Below are 25,767 nucleotides of genomic sequence, written 5' to 3' on the forward strand. Positions count from 1 at the left end.
GGCGCGGTCCACGCGGACGCGCCCGTACGGCTCGCACGGCTCGTTCAGAAGAAGGTCCCGAGGCATGGGGGAAGCCTCGCCACTGACACCGCGTGCCGTCAAGTCCGTCACCGGGTGCCGCCGGACCGGTCACAGGGCCTGGCCCAGTGCGGCGATCACGTCGGCCTTGCGGGGCTGGCCGGCGGCGCGCCGCACCGGATCGCCGTGCGCGTCCAGGACGAGCACGGTCGGCGTCCGCTCGACGCGCAGCCGGCGCACGAGGTCGAGGTGCTCCTCGGCGTCGATCTCCACATGGGTGACCCCGGGGACCATCGCGGCGACGTCCGCGAGCACTCTGCGGGTCGCCCCGCAGGGCCGGCAGAAGGCGCTGGAGAACTGCACGAGCGTCGCCCGCTCCCCCAGTTCATGTCCGAGGTCCGCCGCGCCGAGCCGCTGTTCCGCGTCATCCCCTGGCACGTGCGCCTCCCGCTTCTGTGCATGTCATCCGATCGCTCCCCTGTTCAGCGTCCCGATACCCGCGAAAGATTCCGACGTGATGAGAATCTCCCGGATTGACGGCACCAAGGCTGGTCACTCGTCCGTTCTTGGGGCACGATCTGCGCAATGCCGTAAAACCTACGGCTGCGTAACCTCCCGCCGGAAGCCCCCTTCCGCAGGCAGAAACGAAGGGCCCTCTCCACCCATGGCAGAGCTTGTCTACCGCCCCGTGATCGGTGCAGCGAAAACGCTGTTCAAGGCGTGGGACCTGAAGATCGACTGCAAAGGGTCGGAGAACATCCCACGCTCCGGCGGCGCGGTCCTGGTCAGCAATCACATCAGTTATCTCGACTTCATCTTCGACGGGCTCGCCGCCCTGCCGCAGAAGCGGCTGGTGCGCTTCATGGCCAAGGAGTCGGTCTTCCGGCACAAGATCTCCGGGCCGCTCATGCGCGGGATGAAGCACATTCCGGTGGACCGCACGCAGGGTGAGTCCGCCTACGCGCACGCGCTGGACTCGCTGCGCTCCGGGGAGATCATCGGCGTCTTCCCCGAGGCGACGATCTCCCAGTCCTTCACCCTCAAGACGTTCAAGTCGGGTGCCGCGCGGCTGGCCCAGGAGGCCGGGGTGCCGCTCATCCCGATGGCCCTGTGGGGCACGCAGCGGCTGTGGACCAAGGGCCACCCGCGCAACTTCCGGCGCAGCCACCTGCCGATCACGATCCGGGTGGGCGAGCCGGTCGAGGCGCCCAAGGACCAGTACGCGGGTGCGATCACGCGGCGGCTGCGCGAGCGCTGCCAGGAGCTCCTGGAAGCGGCGCAGCGCGCCTACCCCGTGCGCCCCAAGGGTCCGGACGACACCTGGTGGATGCCGGCCCACCTCGGCGGTACGGCGCCGACCCCCGCCGAGGTGAAGGCCTCCGAGGCCGGCTGACCCGGCGCCCGGCCGGTCGCGGCGCGTGGACTCAGCGCGGCCGGCGGTCTCAGCGCGGCGCGTGGACGGTGATCCGCGCGCCGGGGCTGAACTTCTCCAGGAGTTCGGCCAGCTCGGCGCCCGCGCTCTCCAGGCCGGCGTGCGGGCCCATGCCCTCCAGCAGGAAGATCGCGTTCACCGACTCCTCGGTGAGCCGGGTGCGCGGCCCCTGCCGCCAGTTCCAGCGGCGGCAGGTGACGCCCTCGTCGTCGCACCACACGACCTCGCCCTTCTCGGGGTGCTCGATGACGCGCTCCCCCGCCGCGGCGGTCACGAAGTCCTCGGTGCCCTCGGCCCGCACCAGGCGCATCCCGCCCTTGATCCGGTCCCGGTCCTCGCCGCCGACCGGGATCAGATGGGCCACGCTGACCGCGTTGTAGAGATCGACGAGGACGTTGATCCGGGGCAGTCCGCCGTCGGCGAGCGCCCGCTTGGCGAGCGCCTCGGCGGAGTTGCGGGTGCGCGAGGGCTTCGCGCCGAAGGCGGTGTAGGCCGCGCGCCAGGCCGCCATGTGCGGGTCCTCGTGCGGGGCGCGGCCGTCGAGCCGTAGAGCCAGTCGCCGTGCGGCCTCCGCCAGGAGATCCGCACCGGCGTCGGTGCTGGGCCCGTTGGTCAGGCCGTACGCCTCGACGGCGACGTGGGTGAAGCCGGGCGCGAGGGTGCGCACCTCGTCGGAGACGGTGAGGGTCAGGGGCGCGTCGGTCATGGGCTGCCTCGCTGCGTCGGGGCTCGTCAGAGCGCGTCGGGAAGGTTCTCCCACAGGTGGCGTCGGTCCGGGGCGTTCTTCAGGGCGCTCAGAACCGCCGGGTGCGGTGCAGCATAGAGTACCGGATAGTCCACCTCACTGGACTTCGCGTCCGGCGAGAAGGCCAGCCGCTCGCCGCTCAGCGAGAACCGGGCGTCGACGCCCGGCTTGTTGCCGCGGCAGTCCTGCCGGTGCCAGGCCCCGCGGAAGCGGACGGCGACGAGTCCGTGGACGCAGTGGCCGGTTCCGGCGTCGTGCGTCAGCCGCTGGTAGCAGAGCGCGGTCGGGATGTCCTCGGCACGCAGCAGCGCGGCCAGCGCGTGCGCCTTGGCGTGACAGATGCCGGTGCCCCGCGCGAGGACGTCGGAGGCGCGCCAGGTGACCCGCGGGTCGCCGCTGTCGGCGGAGTGCGGGATGGCGTCCCGGACGTACTCGAAGGCGGCCTGGGCGTATACGTATGAATCCGAGGCCTTGTCGGCGAGCCGTGCGGCTCTCTCCCGCACGAGGGGATGATGGTGGTCGATGACGTCGTCCGCCGCCAGATACGCGGACAGGTCGGAGTTCTTCTGGATCAGCTGCATGCCACGGGAGCATAGAAATGCGACCGACCACAGGTCAATACCTTTACGGCCAGTCGCATATCTATGCAGTCATGCAGCGTGGGGTCCGGATCAGCGCGCCATCTCTTCCTTCAGCGCCGCCAGGAACCCCTCGACATCCTCCTCGCGGGTGTCGAACGCGCACATCCAGCGCACCACGCCCGCCGCCTCGTCCCAGAAGTAGAAGCGGTACCGCTTCTGGAGGCGCTCGCTGACCTCGTGCGGCAGGCGCGCGAAGACGGCGTTGGCCTGCACCGGGTAGAGGATCTCCACGCCGGGCACGGAGCGGACGCCCTCGGCCAGGCGCCGGGCCATCTCGTTGGCGTGCCGGGCGTTGCGCAGCCACAGGTCCTTGGCGAGCAGGGCCTCCAGCTGCACGGACACGAAGCGCATCTTGGAGGCGAGCTGCATCGACATCTTGCGCAGGTGCTTCATGTGGCGCACGGCGTCCTGGTTGATGACCACGACGGCCTCGCCGAACAGGGCACCGTTCTTGGTGCCGCCGAGCGAGAGGATGTCGACGCCGACCGCGTTCGTGAAGGTGCGCATGGGCACGTCGAGCGCGGCGGCCGCGTTGGATATCCGCGAACCGTCGAGGTGCACCTTCATGCCGAGCTGGTGCGCGTGCTCGCAGATCGCGCGGATCTCCTCGGGCGTGTACAGCGTGCCCAGTTCGGTGTTCTGCGCGATCGAGACAGCCTGCGGCATCGCGCGGTGCTCGTCCTCCCAGCCGAACGCCTGCTTGTCGATCAGCTCCGGCGTCAGCTTGCCGTCGGGCGTGGGCACCGTGAGCAGCTTGATGCCGGCCATGCGCTCGGGGGCGCCGCCCTCGTCGACGTTGATGTGCGCGGACTCGGCGCAGATCACCGCGCCCCAGCGGTCGGTGAGCGCCTGGAGCGCGACGACGTTGGCACCCGTGCCGTTGAACACCGGGAAGGCCTCGGCGCTCGGGCCGAAGTGGCCCCGGATCACCCGCTGGAGGTTCTCCGTGTAGTCGTCCTCGCCGTACGCGATCTGGTGGCCGCCGTTGGCGAGGGCCAGGGCGGCCATGACCTCGGGGTGCGCGCCCGCGTAGTTGTCGCTCGCGAAGCCGCGCAGGTCCGGGTCGTGGTGCCGGCGGGCGTCGGTCTTCGGTGGGTTCACGGCGTGCTTGGCGGCGGTCACGGCTTCTCGGTCAGCCACAGGCGGGTTCCGTTCACTTCCCCGGCGGGCCGCTCCCAGACGCCGGCGATGGCCTCGGCCAGCTCCTTGACGTCCGTGAAGCCCGCGAACTTCGCGCTCGGCCGCTCCGCGCGCATCGCGTCGTGCACCAGCGCCTTGACCACCAGGATCGCAGCCGCCGCGCGGGGACCGTCCTCGCCCCCCGCCTTGCGGAAGGCGTCGGCGAGGGCGAGCGTCCAGGCCTCGGCCGCCGCCTTGGAGGCCGCGTACGCCGCGTTGCCCGCCGTCGGCTTGGCGGCGCCCGCCGCGCTGATCAGCAGGTAGCGGCCGCGGTCGCTGCGCCGCAGTCCGTCCTCGAAGGCGAGGGAGGTGTGCTGCACGGTGCGGATCAGCAGCTTCTCCAGGAAGTCCCAGTCGGCGAGGTCCGTCTCGGCGAAGCTCTTGCTGCCGCGCCAGCCGCCCACGAGGTGGACGAGGCCGTCGATCCGCCCGAACTCCTTCTCCGTACGCGTCGCCCACTCGCGGGCGGCGTCCAGATCGAGCAGGTCGACGGTGTCGCCGATGACGGTGGCCCCGCCGTGCGCGTACCGGGCGGCGTCCACGGCCTCGTGCAGGCTCAGCGGATCGGCGTCCGACGCCACGACCGTGGCGCCCGCCTCGGCCAGCCTCAGCAGGGTGGCGCGCCCCGCGGCGCCGCCGGCCCCGGCCACCGCGACCACGGCTCCATCGAGTGCGGACATGGTCCTCGCCTCCTCCTGGCGGCCGCTCACGCGGCGACCTTCTCGGCGCCCGAGGCGGTGATCCCCTTGGTGGAGGCGATCACGTGCTTCAGCTTCTTGGAGAGCGCCTCATAGAACATGCTGAGCGGAAATTCGTCGGGAAGCACCTCGTCGACCAGTTTGCGCGGCGGCAGCGATGTGTCCAGGGCCTCGGGGCCCTTGGCCCAGCGCGATCCCGGGTGCGGGGCGAGGTAGGTGGAGACCAGCTCGTAGGCGGCGAACCAATGGACCAGCTTCGGGCGGTCGATGCCCGCGCGGTAGAGGTCCTCGATCTCGGCGCACAGCTGGTTGGTGACCCGCGGCGCGCGCTCCCAGTCGATGGTGAGCTTGTTGTCCGTCCAGCGGATCACGTCGTGCTTGTGGAGGTAGGCGAAGAGGAGCTGGCCGCCGAGCCCGTCGTAGTTGCGCACGCGCTCGCCGGTGACCGGGAAGCGGAACATGCGGTCGAAGAGCACCGCGTACTGCACGTCGCGGCCCTGCGGGAAGCCGTCGGCCTCCAGCTTCACGGCCTCCTTGAAGGCGGTGAGGTCGCAGCGCAGCTCTTCGAGGCCGTACATCCAGAACGGCTGGCGCTGCTTGATCATGAACGGGTCGAAGGGCAGGTCGCCGTGGCTGTGCGTGCGGTCGTGGACCATGTCCCACAGCACGAACGCCTGCTGGCAGCGGTCCTGGTCGCCGACCATGTCGCGGATGTCCGCGGGCAGTTCGAGCCCGAGGATGTCGACGGCGGCGTCGGTGACGCGGCGGAAGCGGGCCGCCTCGCGGTCACAGAAGATGCCGCCCCAGGAGAAGCGCTCCGGGGCCTCGCGCACGGCGATCGTCTCGGGGAAGAGCACGGCCGAGTTGGTGTCGTACCCGGCGGTGAAGTCCTCGAAGGTGATGCCGCAGAACAGCGGATTGTCGTAGCGCGTGCGCTCCAGCTCGGCCAGCCACTGGGGCCAGACCATGCGCAGCACGACCGCCTCCAGATTGCGGTCGGGGTTGCCGTTCTGCGTGTACATCGGGAAGACCACCAAGTGCTGGAGGCCGTCCCGGCGGTTCGCCGCGGGCTGGAAGGCGAGCAGCGAGTCCAGGAAGTCCGGCACCTGGAAGCCGCTCTCGGCCCAGCGCCGCAGGTCTGCCACGAGCGCGCGGTGGTAGGCGATGTCGTGCGGCAGCAGCGGGCTGAGCTGCTCCACGGCGGAGATCACCCGCTCCACGGCGAGTTCCGCGGCGGCCTGGGCCGGGGCGCCCTCCGCAGCGAAGTCGATGGAGCCGTCCTTCGACTGCCAGGGCCTGATCTCTTCCACGGCGTCCTTGAGCACCGGCCACGCCGGGTGGTCCACCACTCGCCCTTCAGCGGAAGGAACCGCACCCTCCGTACCCGCCTGCACAAGAATTTCCGTCATGTCCCACCTTCCACGGGAGAACCTCGCGTATGGACACCGTATGCGTGCATGGTTCTCCGCGACAAGGGGGGCCTCGGGAAATTATCCTGTGCGCCCCCCGCCCTCACCGCTGTTTTTCCGGCCCGGTGCGGTGGAGGCGCTCACTTCTGCCGCCCCTCAAGGGAGTTGGGGTCAGCCGCGGGGCAGGTCCGCCCGAATGGTCTTGCCCTGCGGACCCGTGCTCACGTCGACCGTCACGGCCAGGGTCTTGACCATGGGCCAGCCGAAGCCGCCGGTCCCTCCCGCCAGGTCGGGCGTCCGCTCGCGCGGCGGCCGGGGGTCGGCGTCGGTGACGGCGACCGTGATCGCGTCCCGGCGTGCCACGAGGCGCAGCGAGCAGGCGTCACCGCTCGCGTGCCGTACCGAGTTGGTGACGAGTTCGGAGACGGTGAGCTCCACGCTGCCCGCGGCCTGCTCGTCCATCGTCGGACGGAGTCCGGCCAGGAAGGCGCGGGCGAAGTCCCGCGCCTGCGCCACGGCTTCGGGCCGCTTTTCGAACACCGCCCGATCCAACGGTTTACTCGGGTGCCGCCAATGGTCCGTCCTCATACGCCCCTCCTCGATCAGGGGTGGACTGTACGAATGGGTCTCTTGCCCCCGAAGCCGACTTCTTAACGCCCTCTCCCCTCCCGGCGCGGCCCGCACGCCGGCCGTCGGTGGCCGCACCCGGCGCACGAAGATCGATCCGTGTGGTCGGCATCACGTCACCTCTTCACGATTTGGGTGACATGAAGCGGCAAGAGGCGGGTATTCGCTCGTCCACCAGCCCACAGGGGACAAGGGGGCTGGTGGAGAGGGAGGAAGAGATGACGATGGCTACAGCGACCCAGACGGACACCGGCCTGAGAGAGCTGCCGGAAGTGGTGGATCCGCAGGCGGTCACGCCGAAGGACTCCCGCGCCTTGTCCCAGCTGTTCTTCGATCAGCTCGCGGTGCTCGAGGAGGGCACGGCCCAGTACCAGTACGTGCGCAACACCCTGATCGAGCTGAACATGTCGCTGGTCCGGTACGCGGCCGGGCGGTTCCGCAATCGCGGTGACGACATGGAGGACATCGTCCAGGTCGGCATGATCGGTCTGATCAAGGCCATCGACCGGTTCGAGCTCTCCCGTGAAGTGCAGTTCGCCACTTTCGCCGTCCCCTACATCGTCGGGGAGATCAAGCGGTTCTTCCGTGACACGTCCTGGGCGGTGCATGTCCCCCGCCGTCTCCAGGAGGCCCGGGTGGAGCTCGCCAAGGCCACCGAGGAGCTGAGCAGCCGGCTGGGCCGCGCCCCGACGGTGGACGAGCTCGCCGCGCTGATGAACCTCTCCCCGGACGAGGTCATCGAGGCCCGGCTCGCCTCCAACGGATACAACTCCGCCTCCCTCGACGCCGTCCTGCACGGCGACGCGAACGACGAGACCCCGCTGGCCGACTTCATCGGCGAGGTGGACCCCGCCCTGGAGCTCGTGGAGGACTTCCACGCGCTCGCCCCGCTCGTCGCCGGCCTCCCCGAGCGCGACCGGCAGATCCTGCACCTGCGCTTCGTGGAGGAGCTGACGCAGTCGCAGATCGGCGAGCGCCTCGGCGTCTCCCAGATGCAGGTGTCCCGTCTCCTGTCGCGCACCCTGGCGACCCTGCGCGAGGGAATGCTCCCGGCCGCCGGCTGAGGCCGGACCGCGGAGATCAGCTCCGGCCGTGCCAGTCCAGGCAGACGATCATGGCGTCGTCCTCGGCGACACCGGATCCCCGATGGCCCGCCAGCTCGTGGAGCATGGCGCGCGGCACCTGCGAGGGAGGCAGCAGCCGCGTATTGGTCATGGCGCGGGTGAGCGCTCGTTCGCTGTAGCGCTCACCCGCCGGGGAGGCCACGTTGTAGACGCCGTCGCTGACGAACAGCAGCCGGTCCCCGGGCTCTACGCGAAAGCGCTGGGACGCGTACAGGGTGTCCTCGAACATGCCGAGCGGGAGCTGGGCTTCCAGTTCGATGGGCTCGGCCTTGCCGTGTCGCATCCGCCACATCTTGGGCGACCCCGCGTCGATGACCTCCGCCTCCCCCGTCGCCAGGTCGAAGCGGAGCAGCAGCATGGAGAGATGGGCGTCGCCGCGGTAGTGCCCGTAGAGCGCCTGGTCGGCCAGGCACGCCTGGTCGGGCAGCGAGAGACCGGCCCGGCGCGCGTTGCGCAGCGCGTTGATCGCGAGGTTGGTCAGCAGCGCGGCCTCGATGCCCTCGCCCATGCCGTTGGTGACCGTGAGCGTGAGGTGCTCCGCCGAGGTGGACCAGTCGAAGTTGTCGCCGTAGATCGCGTACGCCGGTTCGAGCTGGGCGCCGATCTCGTACTCGGGGCGCGAGCAGGAGCGGCCGGGCAGCAGCTGCCACTGCATCTCGGCGGCGAGGGTGAGCCGGTCGGCGCGCCGGGCCTGGAGGTAGAGGTCGGTGTCCCGCTCCGCGACGACGATCTCGTGTCCGAGGACTTCCGCGACGTCCTCCAGCTCGGTGGCGGTGGAGGCGTCGTAGGCCTCGGCCAGGAGTCGGACGGTGAGGATGCCGATGCGGTCGCCGCGCACGCTGACGGGCAGATGCACGCTCACCTGGCCCGTCGCCTCGTCCGTCTCCACGTGGGGTTCCTGGGCGCCGAAGGCCCGGCCGGGCGCGCTGGTGTGGACAGAGATGGGGTCGGCGGTGTAGGGGAGCGCGTCGACGGGCTGGAGTATGGTCATCGCGTAGTCCGCCATCAGGAGGTCGACGGAGACCGCGTCGTAATGGGCGGTGAGCGTGTTGCGCACCGCTTCGAGGAGAGCATGCGGCGCGGCCCCGCGCAGCGCACGCTCCACCACCCTGAATCTGTCCACCTACGGGTAACCACCTATCCGGAATTGACGTAACGAGAAGGAGCGAGTGGCCCCGCATGTCTCAGCGACTGACAAGGCCATTGCGAAGTGTCACAGTTGAGGGCATGAATCCCGCCCCGTCCGGCAACGGCGATCACGACGCTGCCACGCATGCGGTCCGGGACGTCATCGAACTGCTCGAGGTCCTGTGGAACAAGGGCCGTGACATCACCACGACGGCGCCGGTGTCCTCGTCGCAGCTACGGGTGCTGTACGTCCTCGACGGCGCCCGAGGGATCAACCTCCGCACTCTCGGTGAGGTGCTCGGGTCCGCACCTTCGTCGGTGAGCCGGATGTGTGACCGTCTTCACGCGTTGGGCTTCATCGAGCGCTCTCTCAGTTCGGCCAGCCGACGCGAGTTGGAGCTTCGCCTGTCGGGCCAGGGAGAAAGCTACCTCAAAGAATTGCGGGCACGTCGTGAAAGTGCCCTGCTGGAGGTCATTTCCGGCATGACCCGGACAGACCGGGCGGCGCTTGAGCAGGGCCTGAGGGGATTCCGTACGGCCGTGGGGACGGCTGCGGATTCGGCCGTGGGAGAGACCTCGGCGGCGAACCGGCCCCCCGCCGATGACACGGTGGAGACCGCCTGACCGCCGTCCCGCCCCTCCATCGGCCCGCTCGCCGGCCCGCCCGCCCCGCCATCGCGCCCCACCGCGCGCACCGGCGGAAACCCGCGCCCCGCACGCTTCAGCCTTGTTGTCCTTGTGGAGAAGAAGTGAGTTGACGTCAGCTCACCGGGGGCAGGACTTTCGGTGATCGGTAGCCTCGACTAACGTTTGCCATGCGACAACAATTGCTAAGGTGGATGTAATGAACGCCAGTGAATCCGAGGCCCGGCTCAGCATCAGCGCGACGCTGCGCGAGCGGGGAGAGAAGGTGGCCGACCGATGGGTGCAGCTCCAACTGGAACGATCGGTTCTGGGCGCGGGCATCACCGAGGCCGAGCTTCGTGAGGAAGCCGACAGCTTCGTCGACGCCCTGCGGGCCGGGCTGGACAGCGGGCTGCCCGTCGAAGACGTGGCCACCACGCACCCGGAGCTGCGCCAGGCGATCACCGACCTGTCCCTGCGCCGGGCACGGGGCGGCGCCACCCCGACCGTGACCTCGCTGGCCGTGCTGGCCCTCAAGGAGGCGCTGCTCGAAGGAGTGCAGGAGCAGGCCCACGAGACCAAGGCCCTGTATCAGGCCGCCGTGTTCGTCAACCGCCTCCTCGACATCGCGGGCGCCCTGTCCTTCGCCACGTACGTGGAGGGCCGCGAGGAGATCATCCGCCGCCAGAGCCGCCAGCTCCTGGAGGTCTCCACCCCGGTGGTCCGGCTGTGGGACAAGGTCCTGGCCGTCCCGTTGATCGGCTCGCTCGACACGACTCGCACCCAGGTGGTCATGGAGAACCTCCTCCAGGCCATCGAGCGCGACGAGGCGCAGGTCGCGATCATCGACATCACGGGCGTGCCCACCGTGGACACCGCCGTGGCGCACCACCTCATGCAGACCGTCAACGCCGTACGCCTGATGGGCACCGACTGTGTGATCAGCGGCATCCGGCCGCCGATCGCCCAGATCATCGCCCAACTGGGCATCGACCTGTCCGCCATCCTGACCCGGGCCACCCTCGCCGACGCGCTGGCCGCGGCGATTTCCCTCACGGAGCGGCCGTTCCGTTCCGCGGACCCCGCGAGCCTGCGATGAGCGGCGGCCCGCGCGGCGGAGTGCCGATCCTGCGTCTGGGCGACGTCCTCGTCACCGGACTGCTCAATGAACTCGACGACAAGAGCGCCATCGCGTTCACCGAGGAGCTGACCGAGCGCATCGTCGGCGACCGCGCCCGCGGAGTGCTCATAGACATCTCGCGCCTCGAGCTGATCGACTCGTTCGTGGCCCGCACCCTGATGGAACTCACCACCACGGCGCGCCTGCTGGGCGCGCGGGTCATCGTGGCGGGCATGCGTCCCGCCGTGGCCATCACTCTGGTCGAGCTGGGGCTGCGCCTGTCCGGCGTGGAGACCACGCTCAACGCCGAACAGGGGCTGCGCGCGCTGGGCTGGGAGAAGGCGCCGGTGCCCCCCGCCGAAGGAGGGACCAGTTGACCCTCTACGGCGACCTCGACGAGATCCGGGCCACCCCCTCCCCCTCGGCCAAGGATTCCGACAGCACGCGTGTCACGCATGAGATCAACGTCGAGGAGGATCTGCTCACGGCCCGGCACGCGGTGCGCGACGCCACGGTGCGAGCGGGCTTCGGCCTGGTGGACCAGACCCGTATCGTCACCGCGGCCAGCGAACTGGCCCGCAACGCCTACGTCCACGGCGGCGGCGGCACCCTGGCCATCGAGTTCGTCCAGAAGGCCGGGCGGCGGGGGCTGCGGCTCACGGTGAGCGACGACGGGCCGGGCATCGCCGACCTCGAAGCGGCGTTCACCGACGGCTACACCACCGGCGCGGGCCTCGGGCACGGGCTCGGTGGGGCGCGCCGCCTCATGGACGAGTTCGAGGTGTCCAGCGCGCCCGGCCGGGGCACGACCGTCACCGCCGTCCGCTGGAACGGACCGCGGTGACCACCATGGACGGAGCCGACCCATCGGGCGCCACGGACTCCAAGGGCTCGACGGGCCCTCTGGAGTCCGTGGACGTCCTCGAGGCGCCCACCACGCTGCACATCCCCATCGACCACCACAGCGCCGTGCAGACCGCGGCCAGCCGGGCCCGCGCGCTCGCCCACGCCTGTGGCATGCCGGGAGCGCTGCCCGACCAGGCGGCCGTGCTCGCCAGCGAACTGGCCAGCAACATCAGCAAGCACGCCCGCAACGGCGCGCTCTTCCTCCAGCCCTCGCCGCTGGGCCGGCGCTCCCCGCTGGACACCGCGCTGGACGTGGTGGCGGTGGACCACGGCCCCGGCATCGCGGACATCGGCCTGAGCCTCACCGACGGCTTCAGCACCACCAGGACCATGGGCGCGGGGCTGGGGGCGGTACGCCGCATCGCCACCGACTTCACCCTGCGCTCGACGCCGGGCCTCGGCACCCTCGCCCACGCCCGCCTCGCGCTGCCGGGGGGCCGGCGGCCGGGGGCCGCCATCGGCGCCCTGTGCCTGCCGGCCACCGGGGAGCAGGTGTGCGGGGACGGCTACGCCGTCGCCGAGGAGGGCGGGACGTGGACGGGCCTGGTCATCGACGGGCTGGGGCACGGCCCGGAGGCGGCCGCGGCCAGCCGGCGCGCCGTGCGCACCTTCCAGTCCTGTTCGAACGCCCCGCTCCCCCAGGTGATCAACGCCCTGCACAGCTCGCTGCGGCACACGCGCGGCGCCGCGGCGACGGCGGTCAGGATGGGCGCCGAGCGCGCCGAGTTCTGCGGGGTCGGCAACATCCGCGCGGCGGCCCTGTCCGCCAACGGCGTGCACCGGCAGCTCACCGGGCAGGCGGGCATCGTCGGCTACAACCTGCCCACCCCGCGCAGCCGGTTCCTCGACGTCTCGGACTGCACGGCCGTGGTCCTGTACACCGACGGCATCGACCAGCGGTGGACGCAGGACCCGACCGCCGACCGGCTGAGTCTCCCGCCTGCCCTCCTGGCGGCCTCCTTGGTCCACACCCACCGGCGACACCGTGACGACGCCACCGTGCTCGCCCTCGGCAGCCCCCTGGAACTCCGATGACCAGCGCCACCCTCCGCACCCCCGCCGCCCTGCGGCGCACCGTCCGCGGCATCGCCCTGAGCTACCGGCTGCCCGCCGAGGACCGGGCCCGGATCGTGCTGTCCCTGAGCGAGACGGCGGCCACCGCGCTGAACGCCGGCCGGCCGGTCACGCTGACCGCCACCGACGAGGCGGGCGCCGACGGCTCGGGCCGCCTGACCCTGGCCCTCGGCCTGCCCCGCCTGGAGGACTTCCAGGTGCGGGCCGAACAGCTTCCGCTGCCCGGTGAGGCGACCGCCGACGGCACGGTGGTGTGGCGGGTGCCCCTGCCCTCGGCGGCGCCGGCGCCGGTCACCGCCGTACTCCCGCGGCCCGGCGTGGAGGCGGGTGCGCCCGCCACCGCCGCTCGCCGCAACGGCGACGCCGACCTCCTGCTGCTGGAGGAGGAGCTGCGGGCCGCGCTCGCCCGGGCCGACGCCCTCGCCGACGAGCACCGCAAGCTCAAGCACGAACTGGCCGAGACCAACAGCGGGGTGCTCGCCCTCTACGTACAGCTGGAGGAGCGGGACGAGGAGCTGCGCAAGGCGCACGGGCGGACGCTGCGGGCCCTGGAGGACGCGCTGCGGCCCAGACCGCTGCACGTGGACGGCCTCGAGCTCGCCGTCCACTACGCCCCCGCGAGCGACGACACCCCCACCGGCGGCGACCTCTACGACTGGTTCACCCTCCCCGACGGGACGGTGCACATCACCATCGTCGACGCGCTCGGCCACGGCATCACCAGTACGCGCACCGCGCTGACCGTCACCCACGCCGTGCGCACCCTCGCGCTCGAAGGCCATCCGCTGGAGAGCATCGTGGCGCGCACGGACGACATCCTGGCCCCCTTCGACCAGAGCGTCATGGCCACCCTGCTGCTGGCGCATCTCGACCCGGCGACCGGACGGCTCTCCCTGGCCAACGGCAGCCACCCGCCGGCGCTTCTCGTGCGCGCCGACGGGGAGGACACCTTCCTCGAAGTGCGCGGGCGCGGCGTCGGCTTCCCCCTGCCCGGCAGCGAGCGCGTCCTGACCACCACGCTCCGCCCCGACGACCTGCTCATCCTGTACACCGACGGTCTCACCGAGAGCCGCCGGGACCCCCGGGAGGGCGAGCAGCGCCTGGTGGCGACCGCCCGCCGCTACCGCACGCGGCCCACGCAGGACGTCCCGGGCGCCATAGCGCGGGACATGCTCACGGACGTGCTCCACGAGGACGACACGCTGGCGCTGGCCGTCCGCTTCCGCTCCCCCGTTCGCTGAGCGAATTACGCCCGGCGCCGCAGAAGTGCCGACAGGTGGTGCTGGAGCGGCCGGCCGACCGCAGCGAGGTCGTGGACGAAGGTGAGGGTGTCGGGGTCGCCGAGGGTGTAGCGGCGGCGGGTCGCGTCGACCTGTTTGGCGGTGGGGGTGAGGGCCACCTCCTGGGTGGCGAGGTCCACGGTGTCGCCGTCCGCGCGGCCGACGGCGATCTCCGCGACGCCGGTGGGCTGGGTGATCAGGGCCTCCACCCGGCCTTCGGGCCCCAGCCGCCACCAGCCGCTCTCCCGGGCGGAGGGGCGCAGGGGCCGCTCCTGGGCGTCGACCAGCCAGGCGCGGGCGTCGTAGTGGAGGAAGGGCCGGCCGTCGTGGCTGAAGGTGACCTCCTGCGCGTAGCTGAAGTCCCCGTCGAGCGTCGGGTAGCCGCCGCGGCCGCTGCCGTGCCAGGTGCCGAGCAGGCCGAGCACGGGCGTCAGCAGCGGGTGCGGGGCGGGCGCCGCATCGGGGTGGTGCGCGTCGGGGTACGGGTGCCGCGGGGCGGGGTCGGACACGGTGCGCGCTCCTGGGTGGTGGGTCGGGTGCCGGGTGCAGCCTATGCGTGGCCCGGCCCGTGGGTCCCCCACATGAGTGACATACGCGGCGGCCGGGACGCCGCGTCACCTGTGGGCGAACAGAGGGCGTTACTTATCGGTACGGGGTACTCGACCGCAGCGAGCCCCATCAGCCGCCCAGAAGGAGCACCGTCATGGCGACCAAGCCGAACAAGAGCGACGAGACGAACGAGCGGAACAACGGAAAGGGCGGGACACAGAACGCGTCGGGGGACGTCGTCGAGCTGATCCTCGCCGATCACCGTCGCATGGAGGACCTCTTCCGTGAGATGCGCAGCGTGGAGGGCGACCGGGCCAAGGCCCTGCGAGAGTTCGCGGACCTGCTGATCGCGCACGCGCTGGCCGAGGAGGCCGAGGTCTACCCCGCGCTCAAGCGCTACCGGGACATCGAGAACGACGAGGTCGAGCACGGCGTCGAGGAGCACGAGGAGGGCAACAAGGCGCTCCTCGCCCTTCTCGAGGTCGAGGAGGTCGGCTCCGACGACTGGGACGAGAAGCTGGAGAAGCTCGTCGAGGAGATCACCCACCACGCCGACGAGGAGGAGCGCACGATCCTGAACGGCGCCCGTGAGAACGTCGCGATGGACCGCCGCGAGGAACTGGGCGCCGCCTTCAGCAAGGAGCGCGCCAAGCAGCTGGAGTCGGGCTGCGGCAGCGTCGAGAACGTCCGCCGCATCGTGAAGTCCTGAGTGGTGGGGGCGTGAGCCGTCGGGGGGCCGGGGGCCTTCCTCAGTCCTGGACGGGCGGCCAGACGGGCCGCTGGGCCTGAGGCAGCTCGGCCAGGGCGAGGCCGACCGTCCGGTGGCTGGGGAGCAGTTCGGCGCTGCCGGTCTGGGCGAGCAGGTCGGTCAGCCGGCGGCCCGCCCCCGCCAGCAGCAGTCTGCCGCCGCGGCGCTCCAGCAGCCACCGCATGGCCAGCAGGCAGTTGAGCCCCCGCGAGTCGCAGAAGGACAGCGCGGTGGCGTCCAGGACGAGGTGCAGGTGCCCCGCGTCCACGTAGGAGCCGAGCGTGCCGAGGAAGAGCGCCTCGCCGGTCTGGTCGAGTTCACCGGTGACGCGCAGCACCGCGCACTCGTCGCAGCTCGCCAGTTCCGTGATGACCAGTCGGCGGATCCGCGTGGACATCGGCGCCTCCCTCTCCTCGCGGCGCCACCCTACGCCCGCGGCGACCGGTGCTCGGCGCTCTTGTGCGCAGTGCGGTACGTACCCGACCGGGCCGGGCACAGGATGTCGGGTCCCGCGAGGGGCGGCCTTCCTAACGTGAAGGACGCGAGGGAAGGAGATACCGGAGTGCTGGAGCGGCTCAACGAAGCCCTGGAACACATCGAGGCCCGTCTCGACGGGCCGATCGAGGTGGCCGAGCTGGCGCGGATCGCGGTGACGTCGGAGTACCACCTGCGGCGGCTGTTCTCCGCGCTGGCGGGCATGCCGCTCTCCGAGTACGTCCGGCGCAGGCGGCTGACCGTCGCGGGCGCCGAGGTGCTCGCCGGGGAGCGGACGCTCCTGGAGGTCGCGGTGCGCTACGGCTACGGCTCCGGTGAGGCGTTCGCGCGGGCGTTCAAGGCCGTGCACGGCGTGGGGCCGGGTGAGGCCCGGCGGGCCGGCGCGGCACTGCACTCGCAGCCCCGGATCTCCTTCCGGCTCGTCGTCGAGGGGAGCAGCGGCATGCGGTACCGGGTCGTGGAGAAGGAGCGGTTCCACGTCGTGGGCAAGAAGGTCCGGGTCCCGCTCGTCCACGAGGGGATGAACCCGGCCATCGCCGACTTCATCCGGGGCATCGACAAGGAGACGATGCGGCGGATCGCCGCCCTGTCCGATCAGGCGCCGCAGGGCGTCGTGGGGGTGAGCGACGACCTCGACCCGAGCCGGGCGGAGGGGACCGAACTGGACTACTACCACGGTGTGGTGACCGGTTCGGCCGCTCCGGACGACCTGGACTCGCTCACCGTCCCGGCCGGCACGTGGGCGGTCTTCGAGAGTTCCGGCGCGTTCCCCGAGTCCCTGCAGTTCCTGTGGCGGGACGTGTTCACCCAGTGGTTCCCGTCCAATCCGTATCGCGGCAGGCCCGGGCCGGAGATCCTGCGCACCCGGCTCTCGCGGGACGCGGCCGAGGCGGACGCGGAGCTGTGGATCCCGGTGGAGCGCACGGCCACCTGAGCGCCGCGCGGGCCCGGACCCGTCAACTGCGGTGACGCGCAAGCGTTTTCCCCGCCGGGGGCCGGGTCCGCGGCTAGGCTGGTCGGGTCACCTTTTCGCGGCCGCGCCGAGGCCGTGGGAGGGAGCGGCGCGGGAGGGTGTGTGGATGGGGGCACGGTAGGCCTGCGGGTCGCCTCGGCGGTGATCGCGCCGCTGCTCAAGCGGTTGCTGCTGCCCGCGGCGAAGGCGCCGGGCGCGCAGTTCGACGGCCGGCCGATCCCGGTCCGGCGCCTGATCGCCTTCTCCCGCGAGCACCGCACCCTCAGCGAGGACGATCTGCACCGGATCGCCCGCGAGCTGGTGCGCCGCGCGGTGCGGGCCGCCGGGCCCTACGACCCGCCGGTCGGCGCCGACGAGAAGGACGCCGTGGGACTGGCGCTGACCCGGACCCTGCACGCGCTCGGCGACCTGGAGATGGACGACGTCCAGGCGTTCGCGCTGGGCCCCGAGAAGCTGGCCGCCGAGCTGTCGCGACGGGCGGGCCCGGAGACCCGCAGGCTGCTGAGCGACGACGCCGCCCGCTTCCACGACCGGCTCCTGGAGACGGCCTGCGTCCATGTGGTGCGGTTCTTCAGCGAACAGCCCGGCTTCGCGGCGCGCACGCAGGTCGAGCAGAGCCGTGCGATCCGCGAGCAGGGCGAGCGCCTGGAGCGGATCCTGGAGCGCCTGCCCGACGTCTCCGCGCGGGACGCCCGGTTCGAGGAGCACTACGCGCGCTACGTCGTCCAGAGCCACGGCAGGCTCACCATCCACGGCGTCGACCTGCGGGAGCCCTCGGATCACGAGTGGCCCCTTGACACGGCGTACCTGAGCCTGGAGGCCAGTCCCTACCGCGGGTCCCCGGAGGCGGGCCCGGTGGCGGACGGCGAGTCGTCGGAGCGGGCGGCGGCGCCGGTGGAGACCACCCTCGCCACCCATGACCGGGTGCTGCTGCGCGGGGTCGCGGGCACGGGCAAGACGACGCTCGTGCAGTGGCTCGCCCTGACCACCGCCCGCCAGGACCGGGTGCCGGGCTCCCTCTCCCAGCTCCTGGGGCGCGTCCCCTTCGTACTGCCGCTGCGCGCGCTGGCCCGCAAGGGCGCCGAACTGCCGATGCCGCAGGACTTCCTGCGCTGGATCGACTGCCCGCTGCTCGGCACCGAACCCGAGGGCTGGGCCACCCGCGTGCTGCAGAACGGGCGGGCGGTGATGCTGATCGACGGTGCGGACGAGATCCCCAAGGGGGAGCGCGGCCGCGTCAAGGCATGGCTGAAGAAGCTCCTCGCCGTCTTCCCCGGGAACCTGTGGCTGCTCACCTCGCGGCCCTCCGCCCTGGAACAGGGCTGGCTGCGGCACGAGGGATTCAACGAGTTCGCGCTCAGCGGGATGCGGCCCGCCGACATGCGGCGGTTCATCGAGCGCTGGCACGCGGCGGCCGGGGCACCCGCGCGCCTCGGGGAGTCCCTCACGCTCGCGCTGCGCAGCAGGCCGGAGCTGAGCCGGCTGGCGACCAACCCGCTGATGTGCGGGCTGATCTGCGCCCTGCACCGCGAGCGCCGCGGCTTCCTGCCGCGCGGCCGCGCCTCCCTCTACGAGGCCGCGCTGGCGATGCTGCTGGAGCGGCGCGACGTGGAGCGCGAGGTCTACGGCGGCGCCCGCGGCACACCGCAGCTGGACCAGAAGTCGGCCACCGAGCCGCTGCGCCGCCTCGCGTACTGGCTGATCCGCAACGAACGGACCGAGCTGGACCGGGCGGACGCCGTCGAGGTCGTACGCCGTCTGATGCCGTCGGTGGAGCGCCTCGCGGAGATCGGCGAGGCGGAGGACGTCCTCCAGCTGCTGCTGGAGCGCTCGGGGCTGCTGCGCGAACCCGTCCAGGGCGCCGTCGACTTCATCCACCGCACCTTCCAGGACTTCCTCGGCGCCCAGGCGGTGCTCGAGGAGCGGGACATGGGCATGCTGGTGAACAACGCCCACCTGGAGCACTGGGAGGACGTGGTGCAGATGGTCGTCGCCCAGGCCCGTCACCACGAGCGCGGCGAGCTGCTCACCCGGCTGCGGGAGCGGGGCGAGCGCGAACGGGACCCGGCCGTCCAGGCCCGGCTGCGGCTGCTCGCGCTCGCGTCCCTGGAGCAGGCCACCAGCGTGGCGCCCGCGGTGCGCGAGGCCATCGAGGCCCAGGCGGCGCGCATGGTGCCGCCCCGCAGCCTGCGCGAGGCCCGGTCCCTGGCGCAGACGGGCCCGCTGCTGCTCGGCCTGCTGCCGGACGCCGCCGACCTCGGGGGCGACGAGGAGCTGGCCACCGTCCACGCGATCTGCCAGATCGGCGGGGACGCGGCGATCCCGCGCCTGCGGCGGTTCCTGCACACCGGGCAGAGCGCGGTGCGCGCCCAACTGCTGCACCACTGGGACCGGTTCGACCCCGAGGTGTACGCCGAGGAGATCGTCCGGCCGCTCCTGGAGATCGCGCCGGACGAGATCGTCACCGTGCGCTCGCGCGCCGAGCTGGACATGCTGCGCACGATGTCCGGCTACCGGCGCGTCAGCCTGCGGGGCGACTTCACCCCCGACGACGTCCGCTCCGCGTTCGACGCGCGCCACCTGCGCGAACTCCAGCTGCGCGACCTGCTCTCCCTCGACCGTCTCGACGTCCTGGCCGGCTACCCCGCGCTGGAGTCGCTCGGGCTGCGCGGCTGCCGCAACGTCCAGGACCCGGCGCCGCTCACCCGGCTGCCGGAGCTGCGCCGGCTCACGCTGCGGGACCTGCCCCGCTTCGAGCCGCTGCACGAACTGGCGGGCTGCGCACGGCTCGACACCCTGCTCATCGGCGCGGACGTGCCCTGGCGGGGGCTGGCCGACCTGCCGTGCCCCGAGCGGCTGCGGGTGCTCTCGCTGCCGCCGACGGCCACCCGCCTCGCGGACATCGTGTCCTGCGCGAACCTCGTGGAGCTGCGCCTGCACGAGGCCAGCGAGCGGCTGACGCCCGACTCCTGGGGCGCCCTGCTCGGCGACGTGCCGGGGCTGCGTACGCTCACGCTGACCTCGGCGCAGCTGAGCATGCTGCTGTTCGCGCCCCGGACCCAGCTGCCCCAGATCACCCGGCTGAACGTGCACGCCGGCGCGGGCAGCGCGGTGCCGCTGCGCCGGATCGCGCTGCGGCTGCCCGGACTTGAGGAGGTCCACCTCACGGAGGCCGCCGACGTCGACCTCTCGTCGCTGGCCACGCTGCACCGGCTGCGCAGGGTCCGACTCGCCTATCCGGGTGAGGTGCGCGGCACGGAGGCGCTCCCCCGCGAGGTCGAGCTCTCCATCTATCCACAGCCGTGATCAACGGACTGGCACCGGCTGTGCGCTCAGGGTAAGTTCCTTGCCCCCGGCCGGGGTCGAGGACAGGACGGTACTGCGAAGGCGGGATCCAGTCGGATGGGCAGAGCGGAAGACGTGCCGCTGTACGGCAGGGACCCGCTGCTGCGCGCGCTCGTCCCGCGGCTGACCGGGCTCAAGTACGACGAGCGCTCGCGCACGGCGCGGGAGTTCCAGCACGACCTGCCGGTCGTGCTGGTGACGGGGCGTCACGGCATGGGGCGCAGCGCCGTGCTGCGGGCGCTCGCGGCCCACTACCGGGGCAGGCTTCCCCTCGCCCATGTCCGGATCGCGCCGGGCGGCGCCGGGGTCCACCCCGCGGCCGGCGCCGACACCGAGGGGCAGTACGCGGCCGACCTGGTCGGTGTCCTCGTCGAACTGGCGCGCCAGCTCGGCCCTTCGTACCGGCGCCCCTTCCCCGTCCTGCTGCCGGGGCTGTTCGCCGTCTCCGGGTGGGAGCCCGGTGACGACGCCGAGCGGGACGCGGTCTGCCTGCGGCTCGCCCGGCTGCTGATCGCCTGCCGGCTCGCCGACGAGCCCGAGCAGGAGCTGCGCCGGTCCTGGGCCACCGCGGTCGAGGCCCGTGCCCCGCGCCCGCCCGGCACACCCGGGGCGGCGGACATCTCCCGCGCCCTGCACGGCGAGTTCGCGCACCGGCACCGGCCCGGCCCGGAAAGGGACTGGTACCGCGGCCGCTTCCCGCAACTCCCGCCGGAGAGCGACCCCTTGGAGCTGCTCGGCGAGTGGCACCACCAGGGCGGGGACTACCGGCGGGCGGTGGAGCGCACGCTGGTGGCGGCGTTCCGGCACGACGTCGCCGGTTCCTACGGGCGTCTCCAGCGCTGGAACCGCGAGCCCTGGCCCCTGGTCCTCCTCGACGACGTGCATCTGCCCGCCGGGCGGCGCTTCTTGGACCTGCTGCTCGAACACCGGGCGGTGGCCGAGTCCCCGGAGCGCGAGGAGCTGGTCGTGGTCGCCACTCGGCTCGGCGAGCCGCCGGGCAGCGACCCCGGCCCGGTGCGGCGCGAACTGCCCGATCTGCTGCGGGCGTCCGGCTGGGAGCGGCGCGGCACCTCGCCGTCGGCGGGGCTGCTCACCGTCCCGCTCACCCCGCTCAGCCGCGACGACGTGCTGCCGCTCCTGGAGGCCGGTTCGGCCGGCGCACCGCTCCACCCCTATCTCGCCTCGGCCCTGCACACCCTGACCGGCGGCCATCCGGCGGCCACCACCATGCTGTGCGCCGCGGTACGGGCGGCGACCCGCGCGGGCCGCGCCGTGGTCCCGCGCGACCTCCTCGAACTCTCCGCCGGCGACGGCCGCCCCATCGGCGAGGCGCTTTTGGAGCGGCTGCTCCCCAACCGCCGCCAGCGGGACCGCCTCACCCTCCTGTCCCTGGCCAGGGACAGCACGGCCGCCGAGGCGCTGGCGGCCCGGCTGCGCCTGGAGGGGCCCGAGCAGTTCCCCGCCAACGCCGTGACCGACTACCTCGAACAGCAGCACTGGCAGCGCCTCACCCCGCCCGAGAGCCCGCTGGTGAGCGACCCCCTGCTGCAGAAGCTCCTGGTGCACGAGGCCCGCCGGCTCTCGCCGGGGCCCGACGACAGCCGGGGCTGGCAGGAGATCCACCGCTTCCTGCAGAACCATCACGCCCAGCGGGGTGACGAGGGCGAGGCCGACGCCCTGCGGCACATGCTCGCCGCGGGGGGCGTGGAGACGGTGGTGGCGTCCTTGGCCGAGGTGTTCCAGTCGGAGCAGGACGAGCGGGGGGCGGGCCACTGGCTGCGCTGCCTGCAGTACGCGGCCACCGCCCCGACGCCGCCCGAGCGGGACTGGGAGGACGACCGGCTGCGCATCGCGCTCGGGGCACGCGACGGCCGCTTCGTCCACCTGGACGACACCGAGCGCTGCGTCAACCGGTTGCTGCACGCCCTGTGGTACCTGTCCGAGCCGCACACGGAACCGGACCCCGACACGTGCACGGCCGTCGAGCAGGAGCTGGCCTATCTCTCGTTGCGCCACCCTTCCTGGCGGATCGCGCTCGGCCAGGCGGCGCGCAGATGGCCGGCCGCGGCACGCGACAAACGCCCCCTCCCCATACCAGGACAGTGAGGAAGCATGCTGTTCCGTCGCCATCCCCGCGAGTGGGGACCGATCGAGTGGGCCGCCGTCCTGGCGCTGGCCCTGGGCGCCGGGGTCGTCGCCGCCCTGCTCACCCTCGGCGCGCGCGGGCCCGGCAGGTGCGGGGACGAGCTGCGGGAGCTGGGCGGCGACTGCGTCGGGGTCACCGAGCACGCCTTCGACGCCGATCCGCGGGTCGGGAGCCTCGTGGCGGCGGTGGCCGAGGAGAACGCCAGGGTGCGGCGGGACGCCGAGGACCCGGAGGGCAACGCCGCGCGGATCCCCTATGTGCGGATCGCGCTCATGATGCCGTTCACCTCGGACGAGTCGAGCGCGATGACCACGGACATGATCCGCCGCGCGCTGGCCGGCGCGCTCACCGCGCAGCAGGAGGCCAACAGCGGCAGCGGACCCCACTACCAGCTGCTGCTCGCGCCCGACGGCCGCAACCTCGACCACTGGCGTCCCGTCGTCCGGCGACTGGCGGAGCTGGCCGAGGACAAGCAAGCGCCGCTGGTCGGCGTGACCGGGATTCCGAGCAGCACGCCTGAGACACGGCGGACGATCGCCGCGCTCAGCGAGCACGGCATCCCCACCGTCGGGCCGGTCATCACCGCCGCCGACATGAACGCCGGGCACTTCTTCAAGACCTCGCCCAACAACGACCAGTTCGCCCGCGCCCTGAAGCAGTACCTCGCCGGGCGTCCGGAGCGGGAGAAGGGGTTCCTGGTCTGGGACAACCGCAGCGAGGACGTCTACTCGCGCAATCTGCGCCGGGTCTTCGAGAAGCACTTCGGCGCCAAGTACGACTTCAAGGGCCACAACTCCAACTTCACCGGGTCGTCCGGCACCGACAAGGGCATTCCCCAGCGGTTCACCGACGCCGTGCAGAAGATCTGCACGGCGCGCTCCGACACCGTCTTCTTCGCCGGGCGCGACCAGGACCTGCCGGCGTTCATCAAGCGCCTCGCGCAGGAGGGCGACTGCGGCCGCGGGTCGCGGCTGCGGCTGCTGAAGGTGGGCATCGGGCTCGAACCGACGCTCACCACGCCGGAGACCACCCGCTGGCTGGAGGAGGCGCGGGCCACGATCATCGACGCGTCGTCCGTCGACCCCGCCTGGTGGCAGGGCAAGCACGACCCGCCGCGGGCGCTCGGCCGTTTCCGGGACCGCTTCGACAGGCTGGAGCGCGCGCACGAGCTGGGGGCCAAGCCGCTGAACGACGGGTACGCGGTGATGTACCACGACGCGTTCACGCTGCTGGCCGACGCCGTGGACCGCACGTACAGCGACATCAACGACAGCGCGGGCAAGCCCGGGAAGAAGGGGCCCGAGCTGATCCCCACGAAGAACGACGTCTACAACACGCTCATCAATCCGACGATCTCCGCGAACGGGTGCAGCAACTGCCTGCGCGGCGCGGCCGGTTCGTACGGGTTCGAGGGCCCCGGGGTCAACGACCAGTGGGCGGTCTGCAAGCCCGTGCCGATCGTGGAGTATCCGGCCGGCCGGGAGGCGGGCGAGCGTCCGCCGCTGTACCGGACGTTCCGGGGCGGCGACAAGGGCGCCTGCCCGGCCTGACCCCGGGCGGGCCGGACCGGGCGGCGAAGCGGTCAGTGCAGGGTGATGTAGCCCGGCGCGGGCAGGCGCGGGGCCGTGGCGGGCTCGTAGAGGTCGGCCAGGGCCATGAAGAGGAGCGCCACGGCGAGGGCGCCCGGGTCCGGGACACCGAGGGCGTGGTCGCCCACGTAGCTGGCGCGGCCGCGCCGGGGCCGCAGGGAGGCGGTGGCGAGGGCCCCGCGGATGGCCGCCTGGGCCGCCTCGGTCAGCGGGGCCTCGGCGGCGGCGTCCCGCGCGGCGGCGGTCAGCGACCGCGCGGCGGGCGCGAGCGCGTCGACCAGGGTGCAGTCGCCGGGGCTCGCGCCGCCGACGCGGTGGATGGCGGCGAAGCCCTCCTCGGCGGCCCGCGCCAGGGCGGCGACGGACGGCGCGCCGCCGTCGGCCGGGGTGGCGGTCGACAGGTGCTGGAAGAGGAGGCCGAACAGGGGGCCGCTGGTGCCGCCGACGTCGTCGAGGAAGGCGTGGGCGAGGGCCGCCGTGCCGTTCAGGCCGCGCTCGTCGGCCAGCTTCACCGCACGCCGTACGCCGCCCGCGAGGTTGTCGCCGAAGTCGCCGTCGCCGACGAGCTGGTCCAGCTTGGTGAGGTTGTCGCGGACCTGGGTGACGCTCTCGGCGTAGCGGTCGAGGAGGGCGCGGTCCGCCCCCGTGACCGGGGCCGCCGCGGGCTGCTCCGGGGCGCCGGCGCTCTCCCGCGGTGCCTCGGTGCGGCCTTCGGGGGTGAGGGCGGGGCGGGGCAGGACGAGGGGGGTGCGGGTCGGCGCGGTCCACAGCTCGGCCCAGCCCTGTTCGAGCCGCGTGAGGGTGAGGGAGAAGCCCGCCATGTCCAGGGCGGCGGTGAACGTGCCGGGCACGAGGAGGGCCGGGCGGATGCCGCGGGCCGTCAGCTCCTCGTGCAGCAGGGCGCTGATGGCGTGCAGCTCCAGCTCGGTGGTGGCGCCGAGGCCGTTGACGAGGGCGAGCACCTCGGCGGGGCCCTCGGGCAGGGCTTCGAGCAGGTCGTCGGTCATGCGCCGAACGAGGTCGCCGGTCGCCGGGCGGGCGATGGTGCGGGTGCCGCGCTCGCCGTGGATGCCGACGCCGTAGTCCAGGGTGTCCGCCTCCAGGGTGAAGGCCGGGGCGACGGTGGTGGGCGAGGTCTGGGCGCGGGCGGCGACGGCGACGCTGCGGGAGGCGGCCACGATCCGCCGGCCGAGGTCGGCCAGCTCCTCCAGTCCGGCGCCCCGGTCGGCCGCCGCGCCGAGGAGCTTCTCCACGACCACCGTGGCGGCGGTGCCCCTGCGGCCGGTGGCGCTGTCCGCGCTGTCGGTGGCCAGGTCGTCGTCGACCAGGACCGTGGCGACCTGGACGCCGTCGTGCCGCAGGCGCTCCGCCGCGATCTGGAAGTTGATCACGTCGCCGGTGTAGTTCTTGACGACGAGCAGGACGCCGCCGCTCTTCGCCGCCGCCGCGCTCGCCTCGTAGATCTGCCGGTTGTGCGGGGAGGCGAAGATCTCGCCCGGGCAGACCGCGTCCAGTCCCCCGCGCCCCAGGAGCCCGGTGTGCAGGGGTTCGTGGCCGGAGCCGCCGCCGGAGACCAGGGCGACCGTGCGGTCGGGGTGCGGGTCCAGGGCGCGCAGGTACAGGGGCGCGCTGTTCACCTCGATCATCCCGGGGTGGGCGAGGGCCAGACCGCGGGCGGCGGTCAGCACGGGGTGGTTCTCCGGCAGGAAGTAGCTCATCGGTGAGTTCTCCGTACGTGTGCGGGGCCTGCGGCGGATGTGCGGTGACGCAGGGGGTGCGGCGGCTCGGGCGCGGGCTCACCATGGCCCTCCGCGTGGCGCGAAGAACGGCACGCGCCGCTACCGGCACTCCGGCGTTCCGGTCCTGTCGCTCGGTGTGCGACGCTGTCAGCCTGCCCCGGCCCGGGCGGCGGATCGC

At 72.5% G+C, this 25,767-nt stretch carries 24 protein-coding genes; 13 read left to right on the forward strand and 11 right to left on the reverse strand.

Going from position 1 to position 25,767, the window contains the following annotated elements:
* Positions 1 to 129: 129 nt before the first annotated feature.
* A complete protein-coding gene (locus ACZ516_RS14230) occupies positions 130 to 456 on the reverse strand; it encodes a thioredoxin family protein (protein ID WP_358579329.1) in 327 nt (108 codons plus the stop codon).
* A gap of 226 nt (positions 457 to 682) precedes the next feature.
* Between ACZ516_RS14230 and ACZ516_RS14235 the strand changes: the two genes are divergently transcribed.
* Positions 683 to 1,411: a lysophospholipid acyltransferase family protein gene (locus ACZ516_RS14235; RefSeq protein ID WP_358579331.1), complete on the forward strand. Its 729-nt coding sequence runs from the start codon at positions 683 to 685 to the stop codon at positions 1,409 to 1,411.
* Between the two features lie 49 nt (positions 1,412 to 1,460).
* Here ACZ516_RS14235 and ACZ516_RS14240 read toward each other — a convergent pair whose 3' ends face one another.
* The 6 genes from ACZ516_RS14240 to ACZ516_RS14265 all read right to left on the reverse strand — a co-directional run bounded on the left by ACZ516_RS14240 (position 1,461) and on the right by ACZ516_RS14265 (position 6,662).
* On the reverse strand, positions 1,461 to 2,156 hold the full coding sequence (locus ACZ516_RS14240) for a B3/B4 domain-containing protein (RefSeq protein WP_361084610.1): 696 nt from the start codon (positions 2,154 to 2,156) through the stop codon (positions 1,461 to 1,463).
* Positions 2,157 to 2,182: 26 nt separating this feature from the next.
* On the reverse strand, positions 2,183 to 2,776 hold the full coding sequence (locus tag ACZ516_RS14245) for a transglutaminase domain-containing protein (RefSeq protein WP_361084607.1): 594 nt from the start codon (positions 2,774 to 2,776) through the stop codon (positions 2,183 to 2,185).
* 90 nt (positions 2,777 to 2,866) lie between these two features.
* Entirely contained in the window at positions 2,867 to 3,937 is a 1,071-nt protein-coding gene (locus ACZ516_RS14250) for a threonine aldolase family protein (protein ID WP_358579381.1), read from the reverse strand.
* 17 nt (positions 3,938 to 3,954) lie between these two features.
* Positions 3,955 to 4,695 carry an SDR family oxidoreductase gene (locus tag ACZ516_RS14255; protein WP_361084604.1) on the reverse strand — a complete coding sequence of 247 codons (741 nt, stop codon included), beginning with the start codon at positions 4,693 to 4,695 and terminating at the stop codon, positions 3,955 to 3,957.
* A gap of 26 nt (positions 4,696 to 4,721) precedes the next feature.
* Entirely contained in the window at positions 4,722 to 6,122 is a 1,401-nt protein-coding gene (locus ACZ516_RS14260; RefSeq protein WP_358913961.1) for a DUF6421 family protein, read from the reverse strand.
* Between the two features lie 171 nt (positions 6,123 to 6,293).
* Positions 6,294 to 6,662, reverse strand: a complete 369-nt coding sequence (locus ACZ516_RS14265) for an ATP-binding protein (protein WP_361084601.1) — start codon at positions 6,660 to 6,662, stop codon at positions 6,294 to 6,296.
* A 305-nt stretch (positions 6,663 to 6,967) separates the two neighbouring features.
* Between ACZ516_RS14265 and ACZ516_RS14270 the strand changes: the two genes are divergently transcribed.
* Positions 6,968 to 7,813, forward strand: a complete 846-nt coding sequence (locus tag ACZ516_RS14270; protein ID WP_361084598.1) for an RNA polymerase sigma factor SigF — start codon at positions 6,968 to 6,970, stop codon at positions 7,811 to 7,813.
* Positions 7,814 to 7,829: 16 nt separating this feature from the next.
* Here ACZ516_RS14270 and ACZ516_RS14275 read toward each other — a convergent pair whose 3' ends face one another.
* The gene (locus tag ACZ516_RS14275) at positions 7,830 to 8,996 is read right to left on the reverse strand and encodes a PP2C family protein-serine/threonine phosphatase (RefSeq protein ID WP_469010296.1); all 1,167 of its coding nucleotides are present in this window, start codon (positions 8,994 to 8,996) and stop codon (positions 7,830 to 7,832) included.
* A gap of 104 nt (positions 8,997 to 9,100) precedes the next feature.
* Between ACZ516_RS14275 and ACZ516_RS14280 the strand changes: the two genes are divergently transcribed.
* The 6 genes from ACZ516_RS14280 (at position 9,101) to ACZ516_RS14305 (ending at position 13,966) form a co-directional block, all read left to right on the forward strand.
* Positions 9,101 to 9,625, forward strand: a complete 525-nt coding sequence (locus ACZ516_RS14280; RefSeq protein WP_469010298.1) for a MarR family winged helix-turn-helix transcriptional regulator — start codon at positions 9,101 to 9,103, stop codon at positions 9,623 to 9,625.
* 220 nt (positions 9,626 to 9,845) lie between these two features.
* On the forward strand, positions 9,846 to 10,724 hold the full coding sequence (locus tag ACZ516_RS14285) for an STAS domain-containing protein (RefSeq protein WP_361084589.1): 879 nt from the start codon (positions 9,846 to 9,848) through the stop codon (positions 10,722 to 10,724).
* Entirely contained in the window at positions 10,721 to 11,122 is a 402-nt protein-coding gene (locus ACZ516_RS14290; protein WP_358579352.1) for an STAS domain-containing protein, read from the forward strand. Before ACZ516_RS14285 ends, ACZ516_RS14290 begins: the two co-directional genes overlap by 4 nt.
* Positions 11,119 to 11,589, forward strand: coding sequence for an anti-sigma regulatory factor (locus tag ACZ516_RS14295; RefSeq protein ID WP_469010301.1), 471 nt, complete (start codon positions 11,119 to 11,121; stop codon positions 11,587 to 11,589). The genes ACZ516_RS14290 and ACZ516_RS14295 overlap by 4 nt, the downstream gene beginning before the upstream one ends.
* Positions 11,590 to 11,594: 5 nt before the next feature.
* Complete coding sequence (locus ACZ516_RS14300) at positions 11,595 to 12,686, forward strand: SpoIIE family protein phosphatase (protein WP_469010303.1); 1,092 nt, start codon at positions 11,595 to 11,597, stop codon at positions 12,684 to 12,686.
* Complete coding sequence (locus tag ACZ516_RS14305) at positions 12,683 to 13,966, forward strand: PP2C family protein-serine/threonine phosphatase (RefSeq protein WP_469010305.1); 1,284 nt, start codon at positions 12,683 to 12,685, stop codon at positions 13,964 to 13,966. Before ACZ516_RS14300 ends, ACZ516_RS14305 begins: the two co-directional genes overlap by 4 nt.
* 5 nt (positions 13,967 to 13,971) lie before the next feature.
* Here ACZ516_RS14305 and ACZ516_RS14310 read toward each other — a convergent pair whose 3' ends face one another.
* Positions 13,972 to 14,514 carry a heme-binding beta-barrel domain-containing protein gene (locus ACZ516_RS14310; protein ID WP_361084580.1) on the reverse strand — a complete coding sequence of 181 codons (543 nt, stop codon included), beginning with the start codon at positions 14,512 to 14,514 and terminating at the stop codon, positions 13,972 to 13,974.
* 284 nt (positions 14,515 to 14,798) lie between these two features.
* Here ACZ516_RS14310 and ACZ516_RS14315 point away from each other — a divergent pair, with 284 nt between their 5' ends.
* Entirely contained in the window at positions 14,799 to 15,263 is a 465-nt protein-coding gene (locus ACZ516_RS14315; RefSeq protein WP_361084859.1) for a hemerythrin domain-containing protein, read from the forward strand.
* Positions 15,264 to 15,303: 40 nt separating this feature from the next.
* Here ACZ516_RS14315 and ACZ516_RS14320 read toward each other — a convergent pair whose 3' ends face one another.
* Entirely contained in the window at positions 15,304 to 15,699 is a 396-nt protein-coding gene (locus tag ACZ516_RS14320; protein WP_361084577.1) for an STAS domain-containing protein, read from the reverse strand.
* A gap of 165 nt (positions 15,700 to 15,864) precedes the next feature.
* Here ACZ516_RS14320 and ACZ516_RS14325 point away from each other — a divergent pair, with 165 nt between their 5' ends.
* From ACZ516_RS14325 to ACZ516_RS14340, 4 genes are all read left to right on the forward strand, one after another.
* Entirely contained in the window at positions 15,865 to 16,731 is an 867-nt protein-coding gene (locus ACZ516_RS14325; RefSeq protein WP_469010307.1) for an AraC family transcriptional regulator, read from the forward strand.
* 141 nt (positions 16,732 to 16,872) lie between these two features.
* Positions 16,873 to 20,076 carry an NACHT domain-containing protein gene (locus ACZ516_RS14330; protein ID WP_469010308.1) on the forward strand — a complete coding sequence of 1,068 codons (3,204 nt, stop codon included), beginning with the start codon at positions 16,873 to 16,875 and terminating at the stop codon, positions 20,074 to 20,076.
* A 96-nt stretch (positions 20,077 to 20,172) separates the two neighbouring features.
* Complete coding sequence (locus tag ACZ516_RS14335; RefSeq protein WP_469010309.1) at positions 20,173 to 22,221, forward strand: ATP-binding protein; 2,049 nt, start codon at positions 20,173 to 20,175, stop codon at positions 22,219 to 22,221.
* Positions 22,222 to 22,227: 6 nt separating this feature from the next.
* Positions 22,228 to 23,811: an ABC transporter substrate-binding protein gene (locus ACZ516_RS14340; protein WP_469010311.1), complete on the forward strand. Its 1,584-nt coding sequence runs from the start codon at positions 22,228 to 22,230 to the stop codon at positions 23,809 to 23,811.
* Positions 23,812 to 23,843: 32 nt separating this feature from the next.
* Here ACZ516_RS14340 and ACZ516_RS14345 read toward each other — a convergent pair whose 3' ends face one another.
* The gene (locus ACZ516_RS14345; RefSeq protein ID WP_469010312.1) at positions 23,844 to 25,568 is read right to left on the reverse strand and encodes a dihydroxyacetone kinase family protein; all 1,725 of its coding nucleotides are present in this window, start codon (positions 25,566 to 25,568) and stop codon (positions 23,844 to 23,846) included.
* Positions 25,569 to 25,767 lie beyond the last annotated feature (199 nt).

This window comes from Streptomyces sp. NPDC034037 (genome assembly GCF_055575715.1).